Origin of the sequence: Streptomyces sp. NBC_01485, from assembly GCF_036227125.1 — a bacterium.
In the GTDB taxonomy this organism is placed as follows: Bacteria; Actinomycetota; Actinomycetes; order Streptomycetales; family Streptomycetaceae; genus Streptomyces.
Genome location: NZ_CP109435.1, coordinates 516,784 through 543,084, shown reverse-complemented (window position 1 = coordinate 543,084; position 26,301 = coordinate 516,784). Strand labels below are relative to the sequence as shown.

The 26,301-nt window shown below is 71.0% G+C and carries 21 protein-coding genes; 11 read left to right on the top strand and 10 right to left on the bottom strand.

Going from position 1 to position 26,301, the window contains the following annotated elements; genetic code table 11:
• Positions 1-10: 10 nt before the first annotated feature.
• The 4 genes from OG352_RS02285 to OG352_RS02270 form a co-directional block, all read right to left on the bottom strand.
• The gene (locus tag OG352_RS02285) at positions 11-6,844 is read right to left on the bottom strand and encodes an SDR family NAD(P)-dependent oxidoreductase (RefSeq protein ID WP_329213750.1); all 6,834 of its coding nucleotides are present in this window, start codon (positions 6,842-6,844) and stop codon (positions 11-13) included.
• A gap of 160 nt (positions 6,845-7,004) precedes the next feature.
• On the bottom strand, positions 7,005-7,883 hold the full coding sequence (locus OG352_RS02280) for a thioesterase domain-containing protein (protein WP_329213748.1): 879 nt from the start codon (positions 7,881-7,883) through the stop codon (positions 7,005-7,007).
• A complete protein-coding gene (locus OG352_RS02275) occupies positions 7,867-8,133 on the bottom strand; it encodes an acyl carrier protein (RefSeq protein WP_329213746.1) in 267 nt (88 codons plus the stop codon). The genes OG352_RS02280 and OG352_RS02275 overlap by 17 nt, the downstream gene beginning before the upstream one ends.
• Before the next feature lie 521 nt (positions 8,134-8,654).
• A complete protein-coding gene (locus tag OG352_RS02270) occupies positions 8,655-9,467 on the bottom strand; it encodes an AraC family transcriptional regulator (protein ID WP_329213744.1) in 813 nt (270 codons plus the stop codon).
• A gap of 259 nt (positions 9,468-9,726) precedes the next feature.
• Here OG352_RS02270 and OG352_RS02265 point away from each other — a divergent pair, with 259 nt between their 5' ends.
• Both OG352_RS02265 and OG352_RS02260 read left to right on the top strand, forming a co-directional pair.
• Positions 9,727-10,515, top strand: coding sequence for an IclR family transcriptional regulator (locus OG352_RS02265; RefSeq protein WP_329213742.1), 789 nt, complete (start codon positions 9,727-9,729; stop codon positions 10,513-10,515).
• 309 nt (positions 10,516-10,824) lie between these two features.
• Complete coding sequence (locus OG352_RS02260; RefSeq protein ID WP_329213740.1) at positions 10,825-11,223, top strand: SseB family protein; 399 nt, start codon at positions 10,825-10,827, stop codon at positions 11,221-11,223.
• Between the two features lie 104 nt (positions 11,224-11,327).
• Here the strand turns inward: OG352_RS02260 and OG352_RS02255 are convergent, their stop codons facing one another.
• The 6 genes from OG352_RS02255 to OG352_RS02230 all read right to left on the bottom strand — a co-directional run bounded on the left by OG352_RS02255 (position 11,328) and on the right by OG352_RS02230 (position 16,581).
• Positions 11,328-11,756 (bottom strand): MarR family winged helix-turn-helix transcriptional regulator, encoded by a 429-nt coding sequence (locus OG352_RS02255; RefSeq protein ID WP_329213738.1) that lies wholly within the window; start codon positions 11,754-11,756, stop codon positions 11,328-11,330.
• Between the two features lie 66 nt (positions 11,757-11,822).
• Complete coding sequence (locus tag OG352_RS02250) at positions 11,823-12,173, bottom strand: VOC family protein (RefSeq protein ID WP_329213736.1); 351 nt, start codon at positions 12,171-12,173, stop codon at positions 11,823-11,825.
• 175 nt (positions 12,174-12,348) lie between these two features.
• Positions 12,349-13,383, bottom strand: a complete 1,035-nt coding sequence (locus tag OG352_RS02245) for a LacI family DNA-binding transcriptional regulator (RefSeq protein ID WP_329213734.1) — start codon at positions 13,381-13,383, stop codon at positions 12,349-12,351.
• Positions 13,380-14,291 (bottom strand): carbohydrate ABC transporter permease, encoded by a 912-nt coding sequence (locus tag OG352_RS02240; RefSeq protein WP_329213732.1) that lies wholly within the window; start codon positions 14,289-14,291, stop codon positions 13,380-13,382. Before OG352_RS02240 ends, OG352_RS02245 begins: the two co-directional genes overlap by 4 nt.
• On the bottom strand, positions 14,288-15,265 hold the full coding sequence (locus tag OG352_RS02235) for a carbohydrate ABC transporter permease (protein WP_329213730.1): 978 nt from the start codon (positions 15,263-15,265) through the stop codon (positions 14,288-14,290). The genes OG352_RS02240 and OG352_RS02235 overlap by 4 nt, the downstream gene beginning before the upstream one ends.
• Positions 15,262-16,581, bottom strand: coding sequence for an ABC transporter substrate-binding protein (locus OG352_RS02230; protein WP_329213728.1), 1,320 nt, complete (start codon positions 16,579-16,581; stop codon positions 15,262-15,264). The genes OG352_RS02235 and OG352_RS02230 overlap by 4 nt, the downstream gene beginning before the upstream one ends.
• A gap of 161 nt (positions 16,582-16,742) precedes the next feature.
• Between OG352_RS02230 and OG352_RS02225 the strand changes: the two genes are divergently transcribed.
• The 9 genes from OG352_RS02225 (at position 16,743) to OG352_RS02185 (ending at position 26,264) form a co-directional block, all read left to right on the top strand.
• Entirely contained in the window at positions 16,743-18,764 is a 2,022-nt protein-coding gene (locus OG352_RS02225; protein WP_329213726.1) for a beta-galactosidase, read from the top strand.
• Between the two features lie 141 nt (positions 18,765-18,905).
• The gene (locus tag OG352_RS02220) at positions 18,906-20,465 is read left to right on the top strand and encodes a glycoside hydrolase family 53 protein (protein WP_329213724.1); all 1,560 of its coding nucleotides are present in this window, start codon (positions 18,906-18,908) and stop codon (positions 20,463-20,465) included.
• 282 nt (positions 20,466-20,747) lie between these two features.
• On the top strand, positions 20,748-21,716 hold the full coding sequence (locus OG352_RS02215) for an SMP-30/gluconolactonase/LRE family protein (protein ID WP_329213722.1): 969 nt from the start codon (positions 20,748-20,750) through the stop codon (positions 21,714-21,716).
• 106 nt (positions 21,717-21,822) lie between these two features.
• Complete coding sequence (crcB, locus tag OG352_RS02210; protein ID WP_329223674.1) at positions 21,823-22,278, top strand: fluoride efflux transporter CrcB; 456 nt, start codon at positions 21,823-21,825, stop codon at positions 22,276-22,278.
• Positions 22,275-22,691, top strand: coding sequence for a DUF190 domain-containing protein (locus tag OG352_RS02205; protein ID WP_329213720.1), 417 nt, complete (start codon positions 22,275-22,277; stop codon positions 22,689-22,691). The genes crcB (OG352_RS02210) and OG352_RS02205 overlap by 4 nt, the downstream gene beginning before the upstream one ends.
• Positions 22,688-23,053 carry a fluoride efflux transporter CrcB gene (gene crcB / locus OG352_RS02200; RefSeq protein WP_329213718.1) on the top strand — a complete coding sequence of 122 codons (366 nt, stop codon included), beginning with the start codon at positions 22,688-22,690 and terminating at the stop codon, positions 23,051-23,053. Before OG352_RS02205 ends, crcB (OG352_RS02200) begins: the two co-directional genes overlap by 4 nt.
• A 94-nt stretch (positions 23,054-23,147) precedes the next feature.
• Positions 23,148-23,984: an undecaprenyl-diphosphate phosphatase gene (locus OG352_RS02195; RefSeq protein WP_329213716.1), complete on the top strand. Its 837-nt coding sequence runs from the start codon at positions 23,148-23,150 to the stop codon at positions 23,982-23,984.
• A gap of 166 nt (positions 23,985-24,150) precedes the next feature.
• The gene (locus OG352_RS02190; RefSeq protein WP_329223673.1) at positions 24,151-24,828 is read left to right on the top strand and encodes a FadR/GntR family transcriptional regulator; all 678 of its coding nucleotides are present in this window, start codon (positions 24,151-24,153) and stop codon (positions 24,826-24,828) included.
• Positions 24,825-26,264, top strand: coding sequence for an amino acid permease (locus tag OG352_RS02185; protein ID WP_329213714.1), 1,440 nt, complete (start codon positions 24,825-24,827; stop codon positions 26,262-26,264). The genes OG352_RS02190 and OG352_RS02185 overlap by 4 nt, the downstream gene beginning before the upstream one ends.
• The last annotated feature ends 37 nt before the right edge of the window (positions 26,265-26,301 follow it).

Genomic DNA, 26,301 nt, shown 5'->3' with positions numbered 1-26,301 from the left:
GGACGTCGGCTCAGCGGCCGGCGAACTTGGCGGCCAACTGCGGGGTGGACACGAGGGACAGTCCGGCGAACCGGAGCAGGACCCGGCCGTCCGGAGCGCACGCCGTCACGTCGACCGTGGCGGTCGTGCCGTTCGCCGAGACCGGTTCCACCACCACGACGAACGGCGCACCGTCCGGCAGCGCCTCGTACAGGTCGGCCCGGGCCACCGACATCGGCAGGCTCGCCGTGTCGCGGTACCGGCGCATCCACACCAGCCCCGCCTGCAGCAGCAGGTCGGCGGTGCCCGGCGCGTACCGGCTGCCGGCGAACGCCCCGCCCGCGGGCCGGTGTTCGGGCAGCGCGCACTCGATCACGAGACGCGACTCGCCGTCCTGGAGCACCCGGCGCAGACCGCGCAGCGACTCGCCGTGGAAGAGGGTGCCGTCGGCGTAGAAGACCTGCGCGTCGCCGCCGCCGCCCAGCGCGGGCAGCCCGGCCACGTGCTGCGACTGTGTCCGTGCCCGTGCCTGCGACTGTGCTTGTGCTTGTGCTTGTGCTTGTGCTTGTGCTTGTGCTTGTGTGCCGCCGCCGAGGAGGACCCGTGCCGCGTAGTGCGGGCGGACCGTTCCGGTGGCGCCGACCGAGCGGATCGCGACGTCGGCCTCGGCGCCGTCGGGCGTCGGGTCGACGGAGAGCTCGAACCGGCTGCCGTCGAGACTGCCGTCGAAGATCACTCCCTTGTGGACCGCGAAGTCCCGGATCTCCGCGACGGGGTGGCCGGTGAGCCGCTCGACGGCGCCCGTCGCCCAGCCCAGGGCCGCCGCGGCGGGCAGCACCGGTGCGTCTCCGATCACGTGGTCGGCGACGAGCGGATCGGCGACGAGAGAGGTCAGGTCCCGCTCCATGACGACCGGCGCCGTGGGCGCGGAGCCGGCCGGCTCGGACAGGGGCGTGGTCGGGCCGAGGACCGTGACCACGTCACCGGACCGCTCGGGGGCGAACTGCTCGGCGAACATCCGGGTTCCGGTCCCGAGCGGGATCAGGGCGATACCGCGCTCCTTGAAGACCGCCTTGATCTGCGGCGACACCATGCCGCTGTCCCAGGCGCCCCAGTTGAGGGACGTCACGTGGGTCTGCGGGTGCTGCCGCTTCCAGGCGGCCGCCCAGGAGTTGAGGACCTCGTTGGCCATGGCGTAGTCCGACTGGCCGCGGTTGCCGAAGAATCCGGCGACCGAGGAGAACAGCACGACGTGCCGCAGCCGTTCGGCCGGCAGAGCGGCGACGACCGAGCGCAGACCGCCCAGCTTGACGGAGAAGACGCGCTCGATCTCGGCCGCCTTCTTGGCGGAGATCAACTGGTCGGCGAGGACGCCCGCCCCGTGCACCAGGCCGCTGATCCGCTCCTTGTACGGCTCCAGGGCGGTGGCGGTCGCGGCGGCGTCGGTGATGTCCACCGCCAGGTACTCGACCTCGCTGCCCGCGGCCCGTATCGCCGAGAGGGTCTCGCGCACCTCGCGCTCACCGACGACCAACTGGTAGAGCTGCTCGACGCGCTTGGGGGTCGGCTTCTCGCCGGTCCCCTTCAACTGCGCGACGGCGGCGGCCTTCAGCGCGGCCTGGTCGGTCAGCCCACGGGCCCAGTCCGGCTCCTCGCCCAGGGCCGTACGGCCCAGGAGCAGCATCCCCGGACGGTGCGCGGCGGCGAGGGCCTCGGCGCAGCGGGCGGTGATGCCGCGTCCGCCGCCGGTGACGACCAGCAGGTCGTCGGAGGTGAGGGGTACGGCGTCCACGCTCGGGGTGGCCGGCTCCTCGCCCAGGGTCAGCGCGACCCGGCGCACCCCGTCCCGGCCCACCTGCACCGGTCCGGCCGCGGCGTCGCTCACCTCGTCCAGTACGAGCCCGGCCGCCTCCACGCCGCCGAGCGCGGGCGACAGGTCCACGGCCCGGCAGAAGAGCTCGGGCGCCTCCACCGCCAGGGTCTTCACCAGACCGCCGACGCCGCCGGCGGGCACCGCGTCCTCGGCCACCCCGCCGAGACCGAAGGCCCCGTCCAACTGGGTGACGGTGACGAACGCGGCCCGCTGCCCCGTCGCGGCGGCGGCCGTCAGCGGGCCCACCACCTGCTTGGCGATCAGCAGGGTGTGCGCCAGCCTGCGCACGCCCTCGGCCCACGGGAGGCCGTCGGCGGCGGCGAAGGCGAGCACGAGGTGCAGCCGGCCCGACCCCAACTCGTCGATCCGCGAGGCGAGTTCGGTGGCGCCCCAGCCGGTGAGCGCGCCGTCCGCGGCACCGCCGATCCGCTGCGGCACGCCGGGCAGCCGCAGCACCCGCACCTGCCAGCCGGCGGCGACGAGCCGGTCCGCCGTCGCCTCGGCGACCGCACTGCCGTCGTCGACGACGATCGCGGCCGCACCCTGCGGGTAGGCCCCCACGATCCGGTCCGGCACGGGCAGATCCACCAGCGCGGCCTGCCCCCGGCCCAGCGCGCCGGCCTCCGGAGCCGCACCGGAACCCGCCCCGGTCACGGCCGCCTCGGCAACACGCGGCTCCTCACCCGCGCCACCGGAGAGCCCCGCGACGAACCCGACGATGTCGCTCAACGTGCGGAGTTCGGCGAGCTGTTCGGGGCCGACGGGGGTGGGGCTGGGGAAGCGTTCCTGGAGGACGCCCATGATTTCGACGCGCTTGATGGAGTCGATGCCGAGGTCCGCTTCGACGTCCATGGTGAGGTCGAGCATGTCGGCGGGATAGCCGGTCTTGGTGGAGACGATGTCGAGGAGTGCGTCGCGTACGGCGTCGGCGGAGACTGCCGGCGCAGCGGCCGGGCGGGATGCGGCCGTGGGGGTGGCGGGCGTGGCGGTGGCGGGTGTGGTGGCCGGGCCCCGCAGCTCCAGGACGAATCCGACGATCTCGTTGAGCGTGCGGAGTTCGGCGAGTTGTTCGGGGCCGACGGGGGTGGGGCTGGGGAAGCGTTCCTGGAGGACGCCCATGATTTCGACGCGCTTGATGGAGTCGATGCCGAGGTCCGCTTCGACGTCCATGTCGAGGTCGAGCGTCTCGGCCGGGTAGCCCGTCTTCTCCGACACGATGCCGAGGAGCGCGGCGGCGACGTCGGCGGTGCCGACGACCGGAGCCGGGGCGGCCGGCGTGGCCTTCACGGTGGCCGAGGACAGCGGACGGCTCGTCCCGCCGAGGCTCAGGACGAAGCCGACGATCTCGTTGAGCGTGCGGAGTTCGGCGAGTTGTTCGGGGCCGACGGGGGTGGGGCTGGGGAAGCGTTCCTGGAGGACGCCCATGATCTCGACGCGCTTGATGGAGTCGATGCCCAAGTCCGCCTCCAGGTCCATCCCGAGCTCGAGCATGTCCGCCGGGTAGCCGGTCTTCTCCGACACGATGCCGAGCAGCGCGGCCTCGACGTCGGCGGTCGAAGCCTCGGATGACGACTGCGGCGGCTCGGGAGCTGCGACGGGGGCGCGGGACGCCGGGGGCGCGGTCGCCTGCGGGCGCGTCGGAGCGGGGGGCTCGATGGCCGGGGTCACCGGCGCGGGCGGGACGGCCGGCGCGGTCGGAGCGGCCAGGGCCACGTCCGTGACGGGAGCCGTCGGTGCCGTCGGCGCGGCCGGCGCGGCTGCGCCGAGCTCCATGGCGGCCAGGTCCCGCAGGATCTCGTTGGCCCGCACGTGCGTGCGGCCGATGGCCAGCCCGTGCTCCTTGACGGTGGCCACCCCCGGGAACACCTCGTTGATGCGGCCCTGTTCGTCGGCCCGCTCGAGGATCCCCATCAGGCGCTGCGCGCCGGCCAGCTGGCCCGTGAGGTAGTCGTCGTGCAGGGACAGGTGATCGGAGATCAGCTCGGACAGCCGGTCGCTGCCGGGCACGGGCGTCTGGCGTTCTTCTTCCACGAACTCGCTCTCCAGGACGTCTACGGGGACGGGCTGTACGGCGCCAGCGGGCGCGGCGGCCACCGGAACGGGGAGGGGCGCCGCCGCAGCAGCCACCGCCGGAGCGGCCTTCGGCAGCGTGACCCGGTAGCCGTTCTCCAGGGCCTCGCGGTACGCCGCCTTCCGGGCCTGAGGCACATGGTTGATGCCGTTGAGCGGCACCGTCATGCCCTTGACCGGCTCGATGACCGGCGCCTCGGACACATAGGGGTCGACGGTCGTCAACGGCAGCCCGAGCACGACCAGTTGGGCAACCGCACGCTTGAGTGCGAGGTCGGCGTCGCCCTTGGCGCCGGGGTCGAGCTGCACCGCGAAGTGCTCGCGCTCGCCGAGGATGCGGCGGACGAGCTGGGTCAGCACGCCCTTGGGGCCGAACTCGACGAACGTGCGGAAGCCCGCCGCGTACATCTCCTCGATCCGCTCGGCGAACCGCACCGGCTTGACGAGCTGGTCGACGAGGGTCCGCCGGTTGGCGTCGACGTCCGAACCGTAGGCGGCTTCAGGCGAGTTGGCGTAGACCGGCCGCCGCGGCTCGCGGATCTCGGCTTCGGCCACGTGCAGCCCGAAGGCCTCCACCGCGTGTGCGACGAACGGCGTGTGGAACGCCGCCGAGACCGGCAGCCGGACCGCGCGTACGCCTGCCGCACTCGCCGCCCGCACGAGCCGCTCCACGGCGTCGGTGGCCCCGCCGAGCACCACCTGGTCGGCGGCGTTGAGGTTGCAGACCGTCAACTCGGGGTACTCCGCCAGCAGTCGGGCGACCTGCTCCTCGGAGGCGGTGACCGCGGCCATCGCCCCCGCGTCGAAGTCCGGGTCGGCGGGCGGCGCCATGGCGGCACCCCGGGCCCGGGCGAGCGCGAAGTACGTGTCGTCGTCGATCGCGCCGGCGGCCCACAGGGCGGCCAGTTCGCCGAAGCTGTGGCCGAGGAACCCGTCGGCGGCGAAGCCCAGTTCGCTCAGGTACCGGTAGTGGCCGGCCGCGAGGGCGCCGATGGCGGGCTGGGCGTACTCGGTGCGGCGCAGCGCGTTCTCGTACGCCGTGCGGGTCGCGTCGTCGAAGGCGGGCGGCGGGAACGCGACGCGGGACAAGGGGAGTTCGTGGTCCTGGAAGGCGGCGTTCGCCCGGTCGAAGGCCGCCCGCAGCGGGGGCAGCGCGAGCACGGCGGTCCGGCCGGGCTCGACGTACTGGCTGCCCTGCCCCGCGAAGAGCGCGCCCGCCTTGCCGGTGTCGGCGGCGGAGCGGCGGAAGTAGACGCCCTTGGGGTGTGCGAACGACTCGGCGTCGGGCCTGGCCTTCAGCTCGGCGACCGCGAGGGCGCGCAGCTCGGCGAGTTCGGCGTCGGTACGGGCGACGAGGGCGAGCCGGGGGTGGCCGGCCGGAGCGGGCTCGGTGCGCGGCTCGGCGCCGCCGTCCAGTGCCCGCACCAGACCCTGCATGTCAGGGGCATGCCATAGATGGGTCCGGCTCACCGGGAGCATGACCTTCAGGTCGTCTCCGTCGCCGTGCTCCTCCAGCACCAGATGGAAGTTGGTGCCGCCGAAGCCGAACGAGGAGACGGCCGCACGCCGCCGGGGCTTGCGGGGGTCGCGGATCCACGGGCGGGCCTGCGCGCTGACGTAGAAGGGGCTGCGCGCCCAGTCGATCGCCGGGTTCGGCGTGTCCACGTTGATGGTGGGCGGCAGCACCTTGTGGTGCAGGGCGAGCGCCAGCTTGATCATTCCGGCCGCGCCCGCGGCCGCCTTGGTGTGGCCGATCTGCGACTTCACACTGCCGACCGCGGCGAACTGCCGCTCGTCCGTGTGCTCCGACACCACCGCAGAGAGAGCGGACAGCTCGGTGGCCTCGCCGACCGCCGTACCGGTGCCGTGCGCCTCGAACAGCTCGATCGAGCCGGGGGAGACGTCCGCGTCCTCGTACGCCCGCCGCAGGGCCGCCATCTGCCCCTCTTTGCGCGGGGCGTAGATGGACTTGAACCGGCCGTCGCTAGACGAGCCGATGCCGCGCAGCACCGCGTAGATCCGGTTGCCGTCCCGTTCGGCGTCGGCGAGCCTGCGCAGCGCCAGCATGCCGATGCCCTCACCGATGAGAGTGCCGTCGGCGTTCTCGTCGAACGGGCGGATGCGGCCCGCCTTGGAGAACGCCGGCGTCTTGCTGAAGCACAGGTACATGAAGATGGTGTTCTCGGCGTCGCAGCCGCCCACCACCATCATGTCGGAACGCCGCTCCAGCAGGTCGCTGACCGCGGCCTTCACCGCGCCCAGCGAACTGGCGCAGGCCGCGTCGATGGTCATGTTGGTGCCGCCGAGGTCGAGGCGGTTGGCGATGCGGCCGGCGACGACGTTGCCCAGCATGCCGGGGAAGGAGTTCTCCTCCCAGGGCGCGAAGGCCAGTTTGAACTTCTCCGCGATCTCCTCCGCGTCCCGCTCCGACAGGCCGCAGGAGCGCACGACCTCCTTGAGGACGGGGGTCTGCAGACGGGCGGTCAGCGGCTGGGTGAGCTGGTTGGCGCCGGTCACACCGAGCATCACGCCGGTGCGGGAGGCGTCGTACCAGTCCTGGTCGGCGCCCGCGTCCTTGAGCACGTCGCGGGCGACGACGAGGCTCAACAACTGGAGCACGTCGGTGACTTCGAGGGTGTTCGGCGGCAGACCGAACTCCAGCGGGTTGAAGTCGACGTCGGGGATGAAGCCGCCGCGCCGGGAGTAGGTCTTGTCGGGCGCGGCCGGGTCGGAGTCGTAGTGCTCCGACACGTCCCAGTGGGTCGCGGGGACGTCCTCGATGCAGTCGGCGGCCGACACCACGTTCCCCCAGAACTCGCGCAGGTCACGCGACTTGGGGTAGAGGGCGGACAGGCCGACGATCGCGATGGGATCCCGGGCCAGCCGGCGATCGAGGTCGTCAGAAGGGTGCGAAGCGTTCACGGCGAGGCTCTCTTGGTCGGACGGCGGGGCCGGTGGGGACGGCCCTGGTCGGTTCGGGGCCCTACAGGTGACGCGCGAGGGTGGGGGGCAACGGCACAGCACAGCGGCCGGACGGGGTACGGGGTACGGCGGTCGGGCGGGGTACGGCGGTCGGTGGTGGTCACGCCGAGGGCGTGAACGGCTCGCTCGGGTACAGGAGTCGGGCGAGCACGCCGAGGGAGTCGGGGCGGCCGAGCATCGTGTAGTGGTCGCCGGGACACAGGTGCACGGTCAGCCCGTGCGGGGCGAGCGGCAGCCAGCCGAGCGTCTCGTCGCCCGGGATCAGGCTCCGCTCGGCCTTCACCAGCACCAGCGGCAGCGGGGCGGGGACGGGCCGGTAGGGGGCGACGAGGCGGTTGTTGCGCAGCAGTCCGTCCACGTACGTGTCGTAGAGCTTGCGCAGGCCCGGCAGCGGGGTGCCGGGCAGGAGGGTGCCGGCGGACACGGCGGCGTCCAGGACCACGGGGAGTCCGTCGTCGACGCCGCGCCCGTCGAGCGCGCCGGGGGCCAGCGGGACGGGGCGGTCCCGCTTGGCGCCGAGGTACATCGTGAACCAGTCCAGGAGCAGGGCGGGTTCGAGTGTGTCGTCGGGCTGCTTGTAGGCGTCGGTGGGCGCGATGCTGTCGAGGAGCACCACACGGTCGGGGCGCCGTCCGGCGGGCAGCGCGTGTGTCATGGCCAGGGCCAGGACGCCGCCGAAGGACCAGCCGGCGAGGGTGTGCGGGCCGGGCACCTCTGTCATGGCCGCCAACAGGCGTTCGGCCAGGGCCTGGACGGTCGTGGCCGCCCGGCCGCCGGTCAGGGCCGCGTCCGCGTAGTCGGGGACCGCGCCCAGGTCCAGCACGGTCAGCCCGTCGCCCTCCGGCAGGGCTTCGGCCAGACCCTCGTAGACCTGGGGCGCGAGCGCGCCGGGGTGGACGACGTGGACCGTGCGCCGGCCGGGCGCGGCGGCCCGCAGCCGGCGGGCGACCGGCGGGGGCGCGTTACGCGGCGGTCGCACGCTGCGCGCTCTCCTCGGCCAGGTACACGGCCAGGTCCTTGACCGTCGGGTGGTACCAGAGCGTCGTCGTGCTCAGCTCGAAGCCGAGCCAGTTCTCCAACTCGCCCGCCAGGATGAGGGCTTCGGTGGAGTCGAGGTCCAGTTCGTCGAAGTAGACCTCGCGCGAGACTTCGGTGGATGCCACGTCGAGGCGGTGGGCGATCTTCTCGATCAGCCAGGCTTCGGCCTCGGGTGCGGTGACTGCGGGCATGATGCGACGTCCTTTCCTTCGGGCACACCTCCGGGAGCGTTGCCGGAGGGCGGGTGAATGACAGGTCCGAGCAGTGAGCGGGCCCGGCGGACGGCGGCGGACGGCACGCCGACGACACCTCGCGGGCTGCCTGCGCGTCAGGGACCGCCCGGGTTTATCAGCGGGCGACGGGGGCGGGCCGTGAAAGGGAGACCTGAAGTCCGGATCGGCCGGAAACAGGGGGATTCGAGCTATGCGCAACTTTCTGGTGATCGCCGTTGGGTGCGGCGATTAATTCTCGTCACTGAGCCGTCGGTCCTGCGGTCGTGCCGAATGGTGCAGACCTGCGAGTCCGCAGGTCTAGGGGGTACTTCGGAGTGGCCGCCCGAAGCACGCAGGCCAAGTCTTGCCAGTTTTGGGAATCCTGGACAAGGAGTCTTCCGAAGAGTGGAAAGAAATCGAGGTTTACGAGCGTAGGCGCGATGAGTGACCTGTGAAGGTATAGGTGAAGTACCGGTGAACTACCGGCCATCACAGCCGTATTACGACTGATTTCCCACTTTTGCCTCGCGGCGGAAGGCACCCGGCGTCATATGCACGCGCCGTGCGAAGAACTTGCCGAAGTTGGTCACCTCGGAGAATCCGAGCTGCCGGGCGATGGCGCTGATCGGCAGATCGGAGTGGGCGAGCAGGCGGCGCGCCTCCAGGGCGACCCGGGCGTCGACCACGTCCTTGGCGGAGGTGCCGGCGACCGCGCGGCAGGCCCGGGCCAGGGCGCGCGTGCTGCAGTTGAGGGCGGCGGCGTAGTCCTCGACCAGCCGGGTGGTGTGGAAGGAGCGGTCCAACTCGCGGCGGAAGCGCAGGAACAGCTCGCCGCTCTCGCCGCTGACCGCCATGGCGTCGGTGTGGCGCAGGCGGCACATCTGGTCGATGTGGAGCAGGACGACGGCCAGCAGATGCTTCAGCAGTTCCTCGCCCAGCCCTTGGTCGGGCCGCTCGAACTCCTCCAGAAGGAGGCTCAGTACCCGTTGCAGCGCGCTGAGTTCGGTGTCCTCGAGCTGCCAGTGCGAGGGCCGCAGCACGTCGTCGAGCATCCCCATGTGGGCGCCCATCTGTAACGGGAACACCTCGCTGAACATGATGATGTCGGCGCACATGCCGGCGCCGGGGTAGAACTGGATCACCTGGTTCGGCCGGGTCCACACCAGCGTCCCGGGCCGGCAGTCGAAGCGCGTGGAGTCCGCCGCGTAGGTCCCCGCCCCCGCTTTGACCAGCATGATCTGATGGAACTCGAGCCGGTGCGGGGCTGTGAGGAAGCGGCGGGACGCGAAGGTGAGCAGTTCGTCCAGGGTCACCAGCGTGATGCCGAGACCAGGTCGGCAGACAGGTCGGTACGGGACGACGGGGATCGGTAACGAAGCGAAATCGACCATGAGCGTTCCGGAATCGACCTTTCAAACGGCCACTTGAGGGTTCAATCATAGAGGTGGTCGCCCGATGCCATATCACTCCTAGTGCATACACGTGCACGGACTTGTACGCGCACGTGTCAGCCATGTGCACGCATGTGTCAGCGCGCGCCCATGACCCGAAGGTGAAGGGACTCTGAACGGGATGACCACTCCCCACTCCGCCGCTCCGGAACGCTCAGTCGTGGACCGGACGCTCAGCATCCTCGGGGCCTTCGACCGGGACAACCGGACCCTGTCGCTGAGCGACCTCAGCCGGCGTTCGGGGCTGCCCGTCGCCACCGTTCACCGCATCGTCAACAAGCTCCACGGCTGGGGCGCCCTCGAGCGCTGCGCCGACGGCGGGTACACCATCGGCCTGCGCCTGTGGGAGACGGCCGTACTGGCGCCGCGCTCCTCCTCGATCGTGGAGACGGCGCAGCCGCACCTGGTCACGCTGCACGCGCAGACCTCCGCCGCGGCCACGATCGCCATCCGGGACGGCAAGGAGAGCGTCTGCCTGACCTTCGTCTCCAACGAGCCGGACGCGACCGCCGCGTACGATCCCGGCCGCCGGGTGCCGCTGCACGCCACCGCGGTGGGACAGGTGCTGCTCGCCCACGCGGGCAGCGCGGTCCAGGAGGAGGTGTGCTCCGTTCCGCTGCGCGCCTACACCCCCGCCACGGTCACTCACAGCACTCGGCTCAAGCAGTGCCTCGCCAGGGTCCGCCGGGAGGGCTACGCCGTCGTCCACAACACGCTGACCGAGGGCCGGGGCGCTTTCGCGGTCCCGGTGCGCGACAACCGCGGTGCGGTGGTGGCCTCCGTCGGCGTCGTGGGCCCCGTCGACCTCGTCCAGCCGGCACGCGTGGCGGCCCCCGTGCGTGCCGCCGCCGCGATGATCCAGCGGTGCCTGCGCAGCGAGGGGCTACGCGTCGCGGAGCTCGGCGCCTGACCCGCCCAGGGCCGCCCGAGCCGGCCGGGCACGCCGCTCCAGGCGTCCCCCCGGCCACCCCTCGGCGGCTCGGCGTCACCGCCACGCCGCATGGCTTCGGCGACCCCGCGCACCCCTGGGCGGTCCCCCGCCGACCCTGCGTGTCATGGACCCGCACCGGCCGCCCGTCCGCGTGATGACGGCCGACGACCGTCGCGGAACCGACGCGGACCCGTCCGACGCGACCCCGGCCCCCACCGGGGGGATTGATCCCCCGCCGGTCGGGTACGCGAGGCCGGACCGCCGCTACCGCTACCAGGGAGAGCTGCCATGGAGACACCCGCGTACAACCGCCCCGACAACCCCGCCGCGCTGGCGCTGGACGCGCTGGCCCGGGACACCGAGGACACCGCGGCGCTGGACACGCTCGCGCACTGCGACGTCCTCGTGCCCGTGCCCGACGACGCCACCGACGAGGACGTCACCGACCCGACCACGGTCGCCCTGCCCGTACTGGAGCAGACCGGCGGCGCGCCCGTGGTGCCGGTGTTCACCTCCGAACCGGAGATGGCGGACCTGCTGCCGAACGTCGCCCGCTACCGTCTGGTGCCCCTCGGCGCGCTCGCCGCGCAGTGGCCGACCGGTGAGCTGTCCCTCGCCATCGACGCGGCCGGCGACCATCCGCTGACCCTCACCTCGGAGGGCGTACGCACGCTGCTCGCCCGCTGAGGCCCGCCCGCCGCGTCAGAGGCTCTTGCCCGGAGAAAGGGTTGGACGAGGGCAGGGCGGCGGGACAGGCCCGGGCGGTGCCCCAGCCCCGGTCCGGCCTTGCTCTAGCCCTGTTCCTGCGCGGCCTCGTGCGCGGCTTCCTGGGTGGTGCCCAGCATCCGGTCCAGGACCGCCCGCTGGAGCGGGAGCACCTCCGTGTGCAGGTGGCGGCCCTTGCGGGTGAGGGCGACCCAGACGCCGCGCCGGTCCTCCACGCACACGGAACGCTCCACCAGGCCTTCCTTCTCCAGGCGGCCGATGAGGCGGGACAGCGCGCTCTGGCTGAGGTGGACCCGGCCGACGAGGTTCTGCACCCGGCAGTGGTCGCCCTCGCGGGGCGCCTCGGAGGCGAGGATGTCGAGCACCTCGAAGTCGCTCGCACCGAGGCCGTGCGGATGCAGCGCGCGATCGATCTCGCACATCGTGCGGGCGTGCACGGACAGAATGTCCCGCCACCGTTCCTCGAGGCCCGCCCCGGCCGTCTTCGCTGCCATACCCGCACGGTAACACCGATCCAGGCATTCATTGAGGGTGCAACTAGTGCGGGTGCAAGCAGTTTGTCAGGACGGGTCCTGGAGCAGCCCCACGAGGTTGCCGTCCGGGTCCTTCACGGAGGCGATCAGCCGGCCGTTGCCGACGTCCCGCACGTCCTGGAGCACCTCGGCGCCCGCCGCCACCAGTGCCGCGAGGCGTTCCCGGAGGTCGGTGACGTGCCAGAACGGCACCGGCCCGGTCATGCCCTGGGCGTGCCCGTTCGGGTCCAGGCCGACGTCCTGGCCGGCGGCCTTGTAGCCGACGTAATAGGGCTCGTCGGCGTACGGCTCGACCTCCAGCAGCGCGCTGAACAGGGCCTTCGCCCGGTCGACGTCCTTGACGGGGTAGATGATCGTCTGCAGCCCGGTGGTGGTCATGATGGTCGCTCCTCGCTGGTGCGTGGTCCGACGGGATCGCGTCGGTGGTTTCACGCTAAGCCGGGGGAGGGCCGGACCGCTTCTCCGATCCTGACCGAACGGGAACGGGAACGGGAACGGGAAGGGGCGCGGGGAACGGGACGGGGCCGGTCGATGCGACCGGCCCCCGTCTGGTTCACGTGGACTCGCGTTTCACCAGCTCCGTCGGCAGGATCACCGCCGCCGGGTCCTCGCCCCCTATCTGGGCGAGCAGCACCCGGACCATCTCGTTGCTGATCCGGTCCCAGGGCTGGCGGATCGTGGTGAGGGTGGGGCTGGCCGCGGTCGCCGCGGGGGAGTCGTCGAAGCCGCCGACCGAGACGTCCTGCGGCACCCGCCGGCCCGCCCGGTGCAGCGCCGTCAGCACGCCCTGCGCCATCAGGTCGGACGCGACGAACACCGCGTCCAGGTCCGGCGCCTGCGCCAGCAGCCGCTCGGCGCCCGCCTCACCGCTCGCCCGGCTGTAGTCGCCGGAGACGACGAGCCGCTCGTCGTACGCGACCTCCGCCTCGGCGAGCACCTCCCGGTACCCCGCGAGCCGCTCCACACCGCCGGGGGTGTCCAGCGGACCGGTGACCACGCCGACCCGCCGACGGCCCTGCGCCAGCAGATGCCGCACCATGTCCCGGGCGCCGTCACGGTCGTCGGCGGCCACGTAGCTCACCTTGGAACCGATCCCGATCGGCTTGCCGCACGCGACCAGCGGCACGCCCGCGTCGCGCAGCTCGGTGGCGATCGGGTCCCCGGAGTGGCTGGAGACCAGCAGCACCCCGTCGACGTGCCCGGCGGTGATGTACCGCGTGATGCGCCGCCGTTCGTCCTCGGTGCCGGCCAGCATCAGCAGGAGAGGGGTGTCGTGCGCGGCCAGCGCCTGCGTACAACCGCGCAGCAGCACATTGAAGTTGGGGTCCTCGAAGAACCGCTCCTGGGGCTCGGTGAGCAGGAAGCCCACCGAGTCGGAACGGCCGGTGATCAGCGAGCGGGCGTGCCGGTTGACGACGTAACCCGTCCTGCGGATCGCGGAGTTGACCGCCTCCGCCGCCGAAGGGCTCACGTAGTGGCCGCCGTTGAGCACCCGCGAGACGGTCCCTCGTGAGACCCCCGCCTCCCGTGCCACGTCATGGATCGTCGGCGGTTTGCGCCTGCCCCCCGCACCGTTGTTCATAGTCATGATTTTACGGCTCCGGACAGCAGATCCAGGCTCCAGAACCGCTGAATGACCAGGAACAGCGCCACCAGCGGGACGACCGCCAGGAACGCGCCGGTGATCACCAACGTGTAGAGCGCCGGGGTGTTGGCGCCCTGTTCGAGGAGCGTGAACAGGCCGAGCGTGATCGGGAACCTCTCGTCGTCGCTGAGCATGATGTACGGCAGCAGGAAGTTGTTCCAGATCGCCACGAACTGGAACAGGAACACCGTCACCATGCCGGGCACCATCATCGGCAGCGCGATCCGCGTGAAGATCCGCCACTCGCTCGCGCCGTCCATCCGGCCGGCCTCCACCACGTCGCTCGGCACGGCCGCGGCCGCGTAGATGCGTGCGAGGTAGACGCCGTACGGGGAGAGGATCTGCGGCAGCAGCACCGACCAGTAGGAGTCCGTGAGATCCGCCTGCGCCATCAGCAGGTACTGCGGGATGGCGAGGATGACCGGCGGCATCAGCACGCCCGCGAGCAGCACGTTGAACATCGTCTCGCGGCCCCGGAAGCGGTACGTCGCCAGCGCGTAGCCGCTGAACGCCGACACGCACGTCGACAGCAGCGCGCCGAGAATCGCGTACAGGGCGGAGTTGCCCATCCACTGCCAGTAGATGCCGTCGCGGTAGGCGTTGAGATCCGTGAGGTTGTCGGCGAAGCCGGTGCCCGGCAGGAACGTGAAGGTGGAGAACAGCTCACTGCCGGACTTGGTGGACGCGATCACCACCCACGCCACCGGCAGCAGGCAGTAGAGGGCGCCCAGCAGCAGCGTGATCGTCGGCACCAGCGCGATCCGGCGGCGCAGCGGCGGGCGGCTCTGGGCGGTGCCCGTGCCCGTGGCGCCGGCGGCCGAGGGGGCCTTGTGGACAGCGAGAGAACTCATCGGGCTGCCTCCTGCTTGTTACGGCGGTTCGCCGCGCGCAGGAACCCGAAGGACAGCACCAGCGTGGCGATCGCGATGATCACGGCCTCGGCGGCCGCCTGGTAGATGTCACCGGTGCCGAACGCGTCCCGGTACACCTTCATCAGCGGACTCCAGGTCGTGGACACGGAGTTGGTGAGCGGCTTCAGGGTGGTCGGCTCGTTGAACACCTGGAGCGTCGCGATGATCGAGAAGAAGAAGGTCAGCACCAGGGAGGGCGCCACCATCGGGATCTTGATCCGCAGCGCGATCTGCAGCGGGGTGGCGCCGTCCAGCTTCGCCGCCTCGTACACCTCGGCCGGGATGGCCTGCAGCGCGGTGTAGATGACGATCATGTTGAAGCCGGTGCCGCCCCAGACCGCGATGTTCGACAGGGCGAGGTACAGCGGACCGCCGTCCAGCAGGTCCGGCTGCGGCATGCCCAGCTTCGCGAGCACGTAGTAGAAGGGGCTGACGTCCGGCAGGTACAGGAAGCCCCACAGCAGCGCCGCGACCACGCCGGGGATGGCGTACGGCAGGAAGATCGCGAGCCGGGTGAACGGGGCGAGCCGCACCTTGTCGGAGTCCAGCATCAGCGCGAACAGCAGCGCCAGGCCCAGCATCAGCGGGACGACGATGCAGCCGTACCCGAGGACGCGCAGCGCGCCGTCGAGCAGCTCGCTGTCGGTGAGGGCGTCGGTGTAGTTCCCGATGCCGGCCCAGACCTCCTTCCGGGCGCCCGACCCCAGCCCGAGGCCGGAGACGCGCACCTTGTGGAAGCTGAGCCACACCGCGTACCCGATGGGCAGCGCGAAGAACAGGGCGAACAGGATCGTCGCGGGGAGGAGGAAGAAATAGGGGGCGCTTCGCGCTCGTTTGAGGGTGGTGGTGGGAGACGGGTGGGCGTACGGGGCCCCTTTGACCCCGTACGACGTCCGGCGGTGTGCGGTGGTCACTCGGAGACCTCGAAGCCCTGCTTCTTCATGTCGGCGACGGTGGCCGACTGCATCTTGTCCAGGGCGGCGGAGAAGTCCGACTTGTCCTTGGCGGCGGCGCCGAACGCGTCCTTGAAGGTCGTGTAGGCGACGTTCACGTTCGGGCCCCAGGCCGACGGCGCCGTGGTCTTCGCGATCTTCGCGGCGGTGGTGTAGAAGTCCGCCTGGTTCGAGAAGTACTCCGGCGGGGTGGTGAAGGCGCCGCTGAGCTGGGCGGAGCTGGAGGCCGGGTAGATGCCGCTCTCCTTGGCCAGCGCGTTCAGGGCGTCGCCGTCGGTGTTCAGCCAGGCGGCGAACCTGGCGGCGGCCTCCTTGTGCTTCGAGTCCGTCGTCACGGCCGTGGAGGAACCGCCCCAACTGCCCGTCACGTTCTTGGCGTTCGACCACTGGGGGAGCGGGGCCATGGCCCACTTGCCCTTCGTGTCGGGCGCGGCGGTGGTCAGGGTGCCCGGGGCCCACACGGCGGAGACCCAGGCGATCTGCTTGCCGGTGTTGAGCGCCTTGTTCCACGCCGGGGTGTACATCGGCTGGTTGTCGACGGCGCCCTCCTTGACGAGGCCGCCCCAGAAGTCGGCGACCTTCTTGGTGGCCGCGTCGGCGATGCCGACCTTCCACTTGTCGCCGGCGGTGGTCCACCACTGGGCGCCGGCCTGCTGGGCGAGGCCCGCGAAGAGACCGGAGTCGTTGGCGGAGAACGTGGTGAGATCCGTGTCCGGGGCCTTCTCCTTCAGGGCGCGGGCGGTCTCCGCGAACTGCTCCCAGGTCGCCGGGACCGTCAGGCCGTACTGCTTGAAGAGGTCCGCGCGGTAGTAGAACATCATCGGGCCGATGTCCTGCGGCACCGCGTACACGGCGTCCGTGCCCAGCGTCGTCTGCTGCCAGACGCCGTCGGCGAACTTGCCCTTGGCGTCCCCGACGTTCTTCGCTATGTCCGCCAGCGCGTCATTGCTGACCAGCGTCGGCAGCGCCTGGTACTCGGCCTGGACCAGGTCCGGCGCCTTGCCCGCCTTGTGCGCGGTCAGGATCTTGGTGACCAGCGTGTCGCCGGACGCCTGCTTCTTCACCGTGACGGAGATCTGGTCCTTCTTGCCCTGGCCCTTGTTCCACAGGTCCACGACCTTGTCCATGCCGGGCGTCCACGTCCAGTACGTGAGCGAGACCGGACCGGACGCGGCACCGCTGTCCTCGTCGGACGAGCCGCAGCCTGCGAGGGCGGTGCTGCCGAGGGCGACGGCGACAACGGATGTCACGAGGCGGCGGCGCTTCGTGTTGGGCATGGATCTCTCCCCTGACCTGGGTTCTGACGTCTGTGAGCGTTCACAGTAGAGAAACATCCCGGACACTTGTCAATGGTTGTTGCTGTGCGGTTATGTTGGCCTCGCACCGCCAGTCTGATGTGTGCACGTTCCCAAATGTTCGATCAAAGCGGGAGAGATCCATGCCGGAGACCACGCCCACGGGCCTCACCAGGCTCGCCTTCGGCGGGGACTACAACCCCGAGCAGTGGCCGGAAACCGTCTGGCAGGAGGACGTCCGGCTGATGCGGGAGGCCGGCGTCACCATGGTGAGCGTCGGGATCTTCTCCTGGGCCCTGCTGGAGCCCGCCCCCGGGGTGTACGACTTCGGCTGGCTGGACCGGATCATCGGCCTGCTGCACGACCACGGCATCCGCGTCGACCTGGGCACGCCCACCGTCTGCCCGCCGGTCTGGTTCTACCGGGACCACCCCGACGCGCTGCCCGTCACCCCCGAGGGCGTGCGCTACGAGTTCGGCTCCCGCGCCGCGATCTGCCACAGCAACGCCCACTACCGCGCGGCGGCGGCGAACATCACCACACGGCTCGCCGAGCGCTACGGCGACCACCCGGCGCTGGCGATGTGGCACGTGCACAACGAGTACGGCGTCCCCGTCTCGGCCTGCTACTGCGACTCCTGCGCCGCCCACTTCCGCCGCTGGCTGGAGACGACGTACGGCACGGTGGAGGCGGTCAACGAGGCCTGGGGCACCGCGTTCTGGGGCCAGCGCTACGCGAGCATCGAGGACGTCAACCCGCCGCGCGCCACCCCGACCGTCGGCAACCCGGGCCAGGCGCTGGACTACAAGCGGTTCGCCGACGCGACGATGCGCGAGAACTTCGTGACGGAGCGGGACATCCTGCACCGCCTCGCGCCGGGCCTGCCGGTCACCACCAACTTCATGACCGCCCTCAGCCAGTGCGACTCGGTCGACTACTGGGCCTGGGGCCGCGAGGTGGACATCGTCACCAACGACCACTACCTGATGACCGACGGCCGCCGCACCCACGTCAACCTCGCGATGGCCGCCGACCTCACCCGTTCCGTCGGCGCCGGCGCGCCCTGGATCCTGCTGGAGCACTCCACGTCGGGTGTGAACTGGCAGCCCCGCAACCCCGCCAAGGCCCCCGGCCAGATGGCCCGCAACTCCCTCGCGCACGTGGCCCGCGGCTCCGAGGGCGCCATGTTCTTCCAGTGGCGGCAGTCCCGGCGCGGCGCCGAGAAGTTCCACTCGGCGATGCTCCCGCACGGCGGCACCGGCACGCGCGTGTGGCGCGAGGTCGTCGACCTCGGCGCGTCCCTCGACTCCCTCGCCGCGATCCGCGGCACCCGCACCGAGGCCGACGTGGCGATGCTGTGGGACTGGAACTCCTGGTGGGCGCAGAACCTCGCCTGGCGCCCCAGCGAGGACGCCGACCCGCGCGAGCGCGCCGACGCCTTCTACGAGGTCCTCTACGACCGCCACCTCACCGTGGACTTCGCCCACCCCGAGGCCGACCTGTCGAAGTACCCGCTGGTCGTGGTGCCCGCCCTGTACCTGATGACGGAGGCGGCCGGGAACAACCTCAAGGAGTACGTCGAGAACGGCGGCACCCTCGTCGTGTCGTACTTCTCCGGCATCGTCGACGAGCACGACGCCGTCCACGAGGGCGCCTACCCGGGCGCCCTCCGGGACGTCCTCGGCCTCACCGTCGAGGAGTTCTCCCCGCTGCTCAAGGGCGAGAGCGTGCGGGTCACCGGCCCCGACGGCTCCGAACTCGGCGGCGACGTGTGGACGGAGTTCGTGGTGCCGCAGGGCGCCGAGACCGTCTGGACGTACGCCGACGGCCTCAGCGCGGGACACCCGGCCGTCACCCGGCACCGCCTGGGCGAGGGCACCGCCTGGTACGTCTCCACCCGCCTCGGCCACGAGGGCCTGGACGCGCTGCTCGGCTGGGCCGCCGAGGACGCGGCGATCGCCCCGCGCGCCGATCTGCCCCACGACGTCGAGGTCGTACGCCGGACCGGCGAGACGGGCAGCTACCTCTTCGCCATCAACCACACCGCCACCGACGCCAAGGTGCCGCTGGAGACCCCCGGCACCGAACTGCTGACGGGCGAACACGCCGCCGGCCGCCTCGCGGTCCCGGCGGGAGCCGTACGGGTCGTGCGACTCGACGGCTGAGCCGACTCCCCCTCCGCCCGTGGAGCCGCGAGCCGCGGGCGGAGGGGGTCCTTCCCCACCGCGAGACCCCACCGTGAGAACCCCTCAGGGATCTCACGAGGGAACCCCATCCCCATCACGTCGAAGGGACGACGGACGACGATGTTCCATCCCAGACGCACTCTGAGGGCCCTGCTGCTGCCGCTCGCCGCAGGCCTCGCCCTCACCGCCCTGCCGGCCCAGACCGCGACGGCGGCGAGCACGCTCACCAACGCCGGCTTCGAGACCGACGGCGCCGGGGCGGCCTCCCCCAACGGCTGGACCGAGTACGGCGACACCGGCGCGAGCTTCGTCGAGTCCGGCGGACACGGCGGCGGTTACCGGCTGGCCCACTGGGCGTCCACCGCCTACAAGGTGGAGACGTACCAGTACCTCTCGGGTCTGACCAACGGCAGCTACAAGCTGACCGCGTGGGTCCGCTCGGGCGGCGGCCAGAACTCGGCCTACATAGCCCTCAAGAACTGCGGCGGCGCCGACCAGCGCACCGACCTGCCGGTCTCGTCCAGTGGCTGGATCCACATCGTCACGCCGGTCAACGTGACGAACAACCAGTGCACCATCAGCGTCAACAGTGACGCGAACGCGGGCAACTGGATCAATGTTGACGACCTGACCTTCACGTCCGGCACGACCGGGCTGTCGATCAAGGGTTCCGACATCTCCTCCCTCGCCAAGAGCGAGGCCAAGGGCGGCGTCTACAAGACCAGTTCGGGCACCACCGGCGACGCGGTCACCATCCTGAAGAACGCCGGCATGAACTACGCGCGCCTGAAGGTCTGGGTCGACCCGGCCGACGGCTACAACAACAAGACGCGCGTCCTCGCCATGGCCAAGCGCGTCAAGGCCGCAGGCCAGAAGCTGCTGGTCGACTTCCACTACTCCGACACCTGGGCCGACCCGGGCGTCCAGTCCAAGCCGGCCGCTTGGTCGGGCCACTCGTACAGTCAACTCAAGACGGACGTGTACAACCACACGTACGACGTGTTGAACGCGTTGAAGGCTCAAGGCACCACCGCCGACATGGTCCAGGTGGGCAATGAGATCAACGGCGGCATGATGTGGTCCGAGGGTTCCACCGACAACTGGGGCCAACTGGCCGGTCTGCTCAACTCCGGCTACGACGCCGTCAAGGCGGTCAACTCGTCCACCACCGTCGCCCTGCACCTCGCCAAGGGCGGCGACCTGGCCGGCACCCGCTGGTGGTTCGACAGCGCGGTCTCCAACGGGGTGAAGTTCGACGTGATCGGCCTGTCGTACTACGGCTACTGGCACGGCACCCTCGCCGACTTCCAGACCACCCTGGACGACGCGGCCGCCCGCTACGCCAAGCCGGTGTTCGTCGCCGAGACGGCCTACCCCTTCCGGCTCGACAGCGACGACTCGCTCACCAACCAGATCGACCTGTCCTCCGAACTGGTCACCGGCTACCCGGCCACCACCGCCGGTCAGTCGGCGTGGATGAACGCCGTCGCGAACATCGTCGAGGCCGTCCCGAACGGCCGCGGTCTGGGCATCTTCTACTGGGAGGCGACCTGGACGGCCGTCACCGGCAACGGCTGGGACCCGACCGACGCCGCCTCCGGCAACGGCTGGGAGAACCAGGCCCTGTTCGGCTACGACGACAAGGCCCTGTCCTCCATGGCGTGGTTCAGCCACCGCTGATCCCCGCCCCGACCCCGTAGATGCTGTGGCCGCGAATGTGACACTTCCTACCCGGAGTGTCACATTCGCGGAACCGTGACCCGACCGCACCGCACGGTCGGCCCCCGCCCGTTCAGGTGGCGCGCGTGTTCGAGAAGGGGTGGTGGGGGACGTCGGGAAGGGACGGTAGGGGACGGAGAGAACGCTTTCCGGAAAAGCCCGGCAAAAGACCACGGGTACGACACGTCGACGTCATGCCTGCCTGCGAGGATGGCCGCCTCCCGAAGGAAGGGCGGACCTCATATGGACCGTCGGACGCCTCTCGTCCCCCTCAGGTACATCACCCTCCCCGGGCACGGCCCCGAAGACGTCGTCGCCGACCCCAGAGGGCGGGTGCTGACCGGGGTGTCGGACGGGAGGATCCTGCGGGTCGACGGTCTGGAGGACCCGCCCACGGCCCGGGTCGAGCACATCGGTGAGATCGGCGGCCGGCCGCTCGGCCTCGAACTCCTCCCGGACGGCGACCTGTTGGTGTGCTGCGCCGACGGCGCGCTGCTGCGCCTCGACCCCGACGGCGGCACCCGCAACGTCCGCGTCCTGACCGAGTCGGCGGCGGGGGAGCGGCTGCGGTTCTGCAGCAACGTCGTCGCCCTGCCCGACGGCACCGTGTACTTCACCGTCTCCAGCCAGGTCCACTCCCTGCGGGACTGGATGGGCGACCTCGTCGAACACACCGGCACCGGACGCCTGTTGCGCCTCACCCCCGGTGCCCGTGAGGCCGAAGTCGCCCTGGAGGGGCTGCAGTTCGCCAACGGCCTTGCTCGCAGCGCCGACGACTCCTTCCTGATCGTCGCCGAGACCGGCGCCCGCCGCCTCACCCGCTACCGGCTCACCGGCCCCCGCGCCGGACACGCCGAACCCCTCGTCGAGAACCTGCCGGGCTTCCCGGACAACCTGTGGCGCGGCGCGCCCGACGGCCCGGTCTGGGTGGCACTGGCCGGCCCGCGCGTGCCACCCCTCGACCTCCTGCACCGCGCCGGCCCGGCCGTACGCCGACGCGCCGCCCGCCTCGCCCGCAACGCGCCCTTCCGCCCCTCCGCCCGGGCCGGCGTGCTCGCGATCGACGACGACGGCCGGGTCCTGCACCACCTCACCCGCCGCCGCTCCGGATTCCGCATGGTCACCAGCGTCTGCGAGACCGGCGGCCGACTGGTCCTGGGCAGTCTCTGGGAGCGGGGCATAGCGGTCTGCGAGGCACCCGTGACCAAATGAGGCGGCGCTAGGCTGATGCCCGGCCGTGATCACCCCGATGAGCTCGACCGAGCGCGACGAGCCCGTTGAGGTGGGGCGGTCCCGGACCGGGCAGGAGACGTACGACATGACAGCTCCGGAGGCCGACAGCCTCCGTACCGGCGCACCACGGCGCACCACCGGGACCGGTCGGCTCCCGGTGGTCGCCGTCGTGGCGGTCGGCGGCGGGATCGGTGCCGCCGCCCGCTACGCGGCCTCGCTGTGGTGGCCCACGCAGACCGGCGGCTTCCCCTGGACGACCTTCTGGGTGAACGTCGTCGGCTGCGCCGTGATCGGCGTCTTCCTGGTGCTCGTCACCGAGGCCATGACCGTCCACCGGCTGGTGCGCCCCTTCTTCGGCACCGGCATCCTCGGCGGCTTCACCACCTTCTCCACGTACACCGTGGACATCCAGAGACTGGTCGACGCCGGCCGCCCCGGCACGGCCCTGGCCTACCTCGCCGCGACCCTGTTCGCGGCGCTCGCGGCGGTGTGGCTCGCGGCCACGGCGACCCGCCGCGCCCTACAGCGGAGGCGGCGATGACGCGACTCACCGGCGGCGCCCTGCGGCTGACCGTCTTCGTCGGCGAGAACGACACCTGGCACCGCAAGCCCCTCTACACGGAGATCGTGCACCGCGCCCACGCGGCGGGTCTCGCCGGGGCCAGCGTCTTCCGCGGCATCGAGGGCTTCGGCGCGTCGTCCCGCATCCACACCTCCCGGCTGCTCTCGCTCAGCGAGGACCTGCCGGTGGCGGTCGTCGTCGTGGACACCGAGGAGCGGGTGCGGGCCTTCCTCCCGGAGCTCGACGAACTCGTCACGGAGGGGATGGTCACCCTCGATCCGTGCGAGGTCATCAGGTATGTCGGCCGGGGCGAGAAGCAGGCCGAGAACCGGGCCGACGGCCGACACGGAGACCGGGGCGATTCGGACACGCAGGGTAAGAGGTCGTTGTGAACTGGCTGGTGGTCGTCGGCGGCGGCATGATCGGCGCCCCGCTCCGCTATCTGACCGACCGCGCGGTGCAGTCGCGGCACGACTCGGTCTTCCCCTGGGGCACCTTCGTCGTCAACATCACCGGCTGCCTGATCCTCGGCACGCTGACGGGCGCCGCCGACGTCGCCCCCGACCTGCGGTTGTTCCTGGGAACAGGGCTGTGCGGGGCCCTGACGACGTACTCCACGTTCTCGTACGAGACGCTCCGGCTGGCCGAGACCGGCGCGGGGCTCTTCGCCGCCGCCAACGCCGTCGCGAGTGTGGTCGTCGGTCTCGGGGCCGCGTTCGCCGGGGTCGCGATAGGCCAGACGGTGTGGCCGTAGACCGTGGCGTGGGCCGCGGGCCTGGTAGGACTGTCTACGACACCGGACCGTCTACAACGCTGTCGACCGATTCGTCTCCTCAGAACTGGATTCCATGAGCGCCATCTCCGTCGGCCAAGCCGTCGTCCTCGGAGCCGTCGAGGGAGTGACCGAGTTCCTCCCCGTCTCCTCGACCGGACACCTGAAGATCACCGAAGGCCTGATGCACATCCCGGTCGACGACGACGCCGTCGTCGGGTTCTCGGCCGTGATCCAGGTCGGGGCGATCGCCGCCGTGCTCGTGTACTTCCGCAAGGACATCGTGCGGATCGTGTCGGCCTGGTTCCGGGGACTGCGCGACCGCGAGGAACGGCACCACCACGACTACAAGTTCGCCTGGTGGGTGATCTACGCGACGATCCCGATCGTCGTCGTGGGCCTCGCCGCCAAGCCGCTCATCGAGGGGCCGCTCGCCTCGCTGTGGGTGGTCGCGGGCTCGTTGATCGTCGGCAGCGGTGTGATGTGGGCGGCCGACCAGATGGGCCGTCACAAGCGCGGCGAGGACGACACCTCGTTCAAGGACGCGATGCTGGTCGGCAGCTCCCAGATCCTCGCGCTGCTCTTCCCCGGCTTCTCCCGCTCCGGCGCCACCATGTCCACCGCGCTCATGCTCGACCTGGACCGGGTCGCCGCCACCCGCCTCTCGTTCTTCCTCGGCATCCCCGCCCTGACCGGCGCCGGGATCTACGAGCTGAAGGACGCCCTGGGCACGGGTGCGGGCGCGGCGCCGCTGGTCGTCGGCACGGCCGTGTCCTTCGTCGTCGCCTACGCGTCCATCGCCTGGCTGCTGAAGTTCGTCGCCAAGCACTCCTTCAACGCGTTCGTCGTCTACCGCATCGTCGTGGGCCTGGCGCTGTTCGGACTGCTGGCCACCGGGGTCCTCGCCGGCTGAGCGGCGAAAACCCTTCAGGGGACGGGAAGTTGCCATTCAGGCCTCCCGTCCCCTGAATTTTTGTCTTCACTTTTCTTGACAGCGGCCTTCGGCCACCCGGAGGATCACCCCCGTGAACCTGTCAGACAGCCAGACAGGTGGCTCGGTGCCGCGGCGCGTCAGCGCGATGGAAGCGGTCCTCACCCACCTCCGCGGCGCCATCGAGCGCGGCGAGTACGCCATCGGCGACAAGCTCCCCTCCGAGGCGGAGCTCTGCCGCGCCCTCGAGGTGTCCCGGCCCGTGCTGCGCGAGGCCCTGCGCGCCCTGCAGACCATGGGCCTGACGGTCGCCAAGACCGGCAAGGGCACCTTCGTGATCGCGAACACCGTCGAGGACCCCACCTTCGGCGACTACGCGGCCAGCGACCTGCTGGAGGTGCGCCGCCACGTCGAGATCCCGGTCGCGGGGTACGCGGCTCTCCGCCGCACCCCGGAGAACCTGGACCACCTGGCCCACCTCCTCGACCGCATGGAGCGGGAGACGGACACCACCGCGTGGGTCGCGATGGACACCCTCTTCCACCTGGCCGTCGCCGAGTCCGCCCAGAACCCGGTGTTCCGCCGGGTCATCGAGGAGATCCGGGACGCACTGGCGCGTCAGTCGGCCTTCCTCAACGAACTGGGCGGGCGGCGCGAGCAGTCCAACCGCGAGCACCGGGCGATCGTCGAGGCCCTGATCGACGGTTCCGAGCCCGACGCGGTGGAGGCGATGAGCCACCACCTCGATCGCGTCGAGACGACCCTCACCGACATCGTGCGCGCCCCGCGCACGCACTCCCCCCTGGAAGGCGGACCCGCGGCGTGAGCGACCAGCACCTCAAGGACGAGACGCGCACCTCCCCCCGTCACGTCGACGCCGGAGACGAGGGCTACAGCAAGTCGCTGAAGTCCCGGCACGTCAACATGATCGCCATCGGCGGCGCCATCGGCACCGGCCTCTTCCTCGGCGCCGGCGGCCGCCTGGCCGAAGCCGGACCCTCCCTCTTCATCGCCTACGCGGTCTGCGGAGTCTTCGCCTTCCTCGTCGTGCGCGCCCTCGGCGAACTCGTCCTGTACCGCCCGTCCTCGGGTGCCTTCGTGTCGTACGCCCGGGAGTTCCTCGGCGAGAAGGGCGCGTACACGGCCGGCTGGATGTACTTCCTGAACTGGGCCACCACCGGCATCGCCGACATCACCGCGGTCGCCACCTACACCCACTACTGGGGCATGTTCTCCGACATCCCCCAGTGGGTGATCGCGCTGATCGCCCTGGCCGTGGTCCTCACCGTGAACCTGATCTCGGTGAAGATCTTCGGCGAGCTGGAGTTCTGGTTCGCCATCGTGAAGGTCAGCGCGCTGGTGATCTTCATGTGCATCGGCATCTTCCTGCTGGTCACCCAGCACCCGGTCGACGGCACGGCCCCCGGCCCGTCCCTGATCACCGACAACGGCGGCGTCTTCCCCAACGGCCTGCTGCCCATGCTGCTGATCATCCAGGGCGTCGTCTTCGCCTACGCCTCGGTCGAACTGGTCGGCGTCGCGGCGGGCGAGACGCAGAACCCCGAGAAGATCATGCCGAAGGCCATCAACTCGATCATGTGGCGCGTCGGCCTGTTCTACGTCGGCTCGGTCGTCCTGCTGTCGATGCTGCTCCCGTGGAACAGGTACACGTCCGGCGAGAGCCCCTTCGTGACGGTCCTGTCCAACATCGGCATCCCGGCGGCGGGCGGCGTGATGAACCTGGTCGTGCTCACCGCCGCCATGTCGTCCCTGAACTCCGGCCTGTACTCCACCGGCCGCATCCTGCGCTCCATGGCCATGTCGGGCTCCGCCCCCAGGTTCACCGGCGTGATGAGCCGCAGCCAGGTCCCGTACGGCGGCATCCTGCTCACCAGCGGTATCTGCGTCCTCGGCGTCGGCCTGAACTTCGTCGTCCCGGCGGACGCCTTCGAGATCGTCCTCAACTTCGCGGCGCTCGGCATCCTCTCCACCTGGGGCATGATCATGATCTGTCACCTCCTCTTCTGGCAGAAGACCCAGAAGGGCGAGCTGACCCGCCCGAGCTACCAGCTCCCGGGCTCCCCCTGGACCGAACTCGTGACGCTGTTCTTCCTCGCCTCGGTCCTGGTCCTCATGTACGCCGACGGCGGCGCCGGACGCACCACCGTGCTGTGCCTGCCGCTGATCGTCGCCGCGCTGGTCGGCGGCTGGTACGCCATCCGCCGCAACCGCGCCCGCACCGCGGCCAGGGCCGACGCGTGACCCCGGCACCCGACAGCCCACCCGAGATCCAGGCAGT

Excerpts from the sequence above, each read along its gene's own strand:
- OG352_RS02215 (WP_329213722.1), top strand. The coding sequence starts at position 20,748 with ATGGACCGTCGGACGCCTCTCGTCCCCCTCAGGTACATCACCCTCCCC.
- OG352_RS02230 (WP_329213728.1), bottom strand. The coding sequence starts at position 16,581 with ATGCCCAACACGAAGCGCCGCCGCCTCGTGACATCCGTTGTCGCCGTC.
- OG352_RS02195 (WP_329213716.1), top strand. The coding sequence starts at position 23,148 with ATGAGCGCCATCTCCGTCGGCCAAGCCGTCGTCCTCGGAGCCGTCGAG.
- crcB (WP_329223674.1), top strand. The coding sequence starts at position 21,823 with ATGACAGCTCCGGAGGCCGACAGCCTCCGTACCGGCGCACCACGGCGC.
- OG352_RS02190 (WP_329223673.1), top strand. The coding sequence starts at position 24,151 with ATGGAAGCGGTCCTCACCCACCTCCGCGGCGCCATCGAGCGCGGCGAG.
- OG352_RS02265 (WP_329213742.1), top strand. The coding sequence starts at position 9,727 with ATGACCACTCCCCACTCCGCCGCTCCGGAACGCTCAGTCGTGGACCGG.
- OG352_RS02260 (WP_329213740.1), top strand. The coding sequence starts at position 10,825 with ATGGAGACACCCGCGTACAACCGCCCCGACAACCCCGCCGCGCTGGCG.
- OG352_RS02240 (WP_329213732.1), bottom strand. The coding sequence starts at position 14,291 with ATGAGTTCTCTCGCTGTCCACAAGGCCCCCTCGGCCGCCGGCGCCACG.
- OG352_RS02255 (WP_329213738.1), bottom strand. The coding sequence starts at position 11,756 with ATGGCAGCGAAGACGGCCGGGGCGGGCCTCGAGGAACGGTGGCGGGAC.
- OG352_RS02275 (WP_329213746.1), bottom strand. The coding sequence starts at position 8,133 with ATGCCCGCAGTCACCGCACCCGAGGCCGAAGCCTGGCTGATCGAGAAG.
- OG352_RS02250 (WP_329213736.1), bottom strand. The coding sequence starts at position 12,173 with ATGACCACCACCGGGCTGCAGACGATCATCTACCCCGTCAAGGACGTC.
- OG352_RS02225 (WP_329213726.1), top strand. The coding sequence starts at position 16,743 with ATGCCGGAGACCACGCCCACGGGCCTCACCAGGCTCGCCTTCGGCGGG.
- OG352_RS02220 (WP_329213724.1), top strand. The coding sequence starts at position 18,906 with ATGTTCCATCCCAGACGCACTCTGAGGGCCCTGCTGCTGCCGCTCGCC.
- OG352_RS02245 (WP_329213734.1), bottom strand. The coding sequence starts at position 13,383 with ATGACTATGAACAACGGTGCGGGGGGCAGGCGCAAACCGCCGACGATC.
- OG352_RS02205 (WP_329213720.1), top strand. The coding sequence starts at position 22,275 with ATGACGCGACTCACCGGCGGCGCCCTGCGGCTGACCGTCTTCGTCGGC.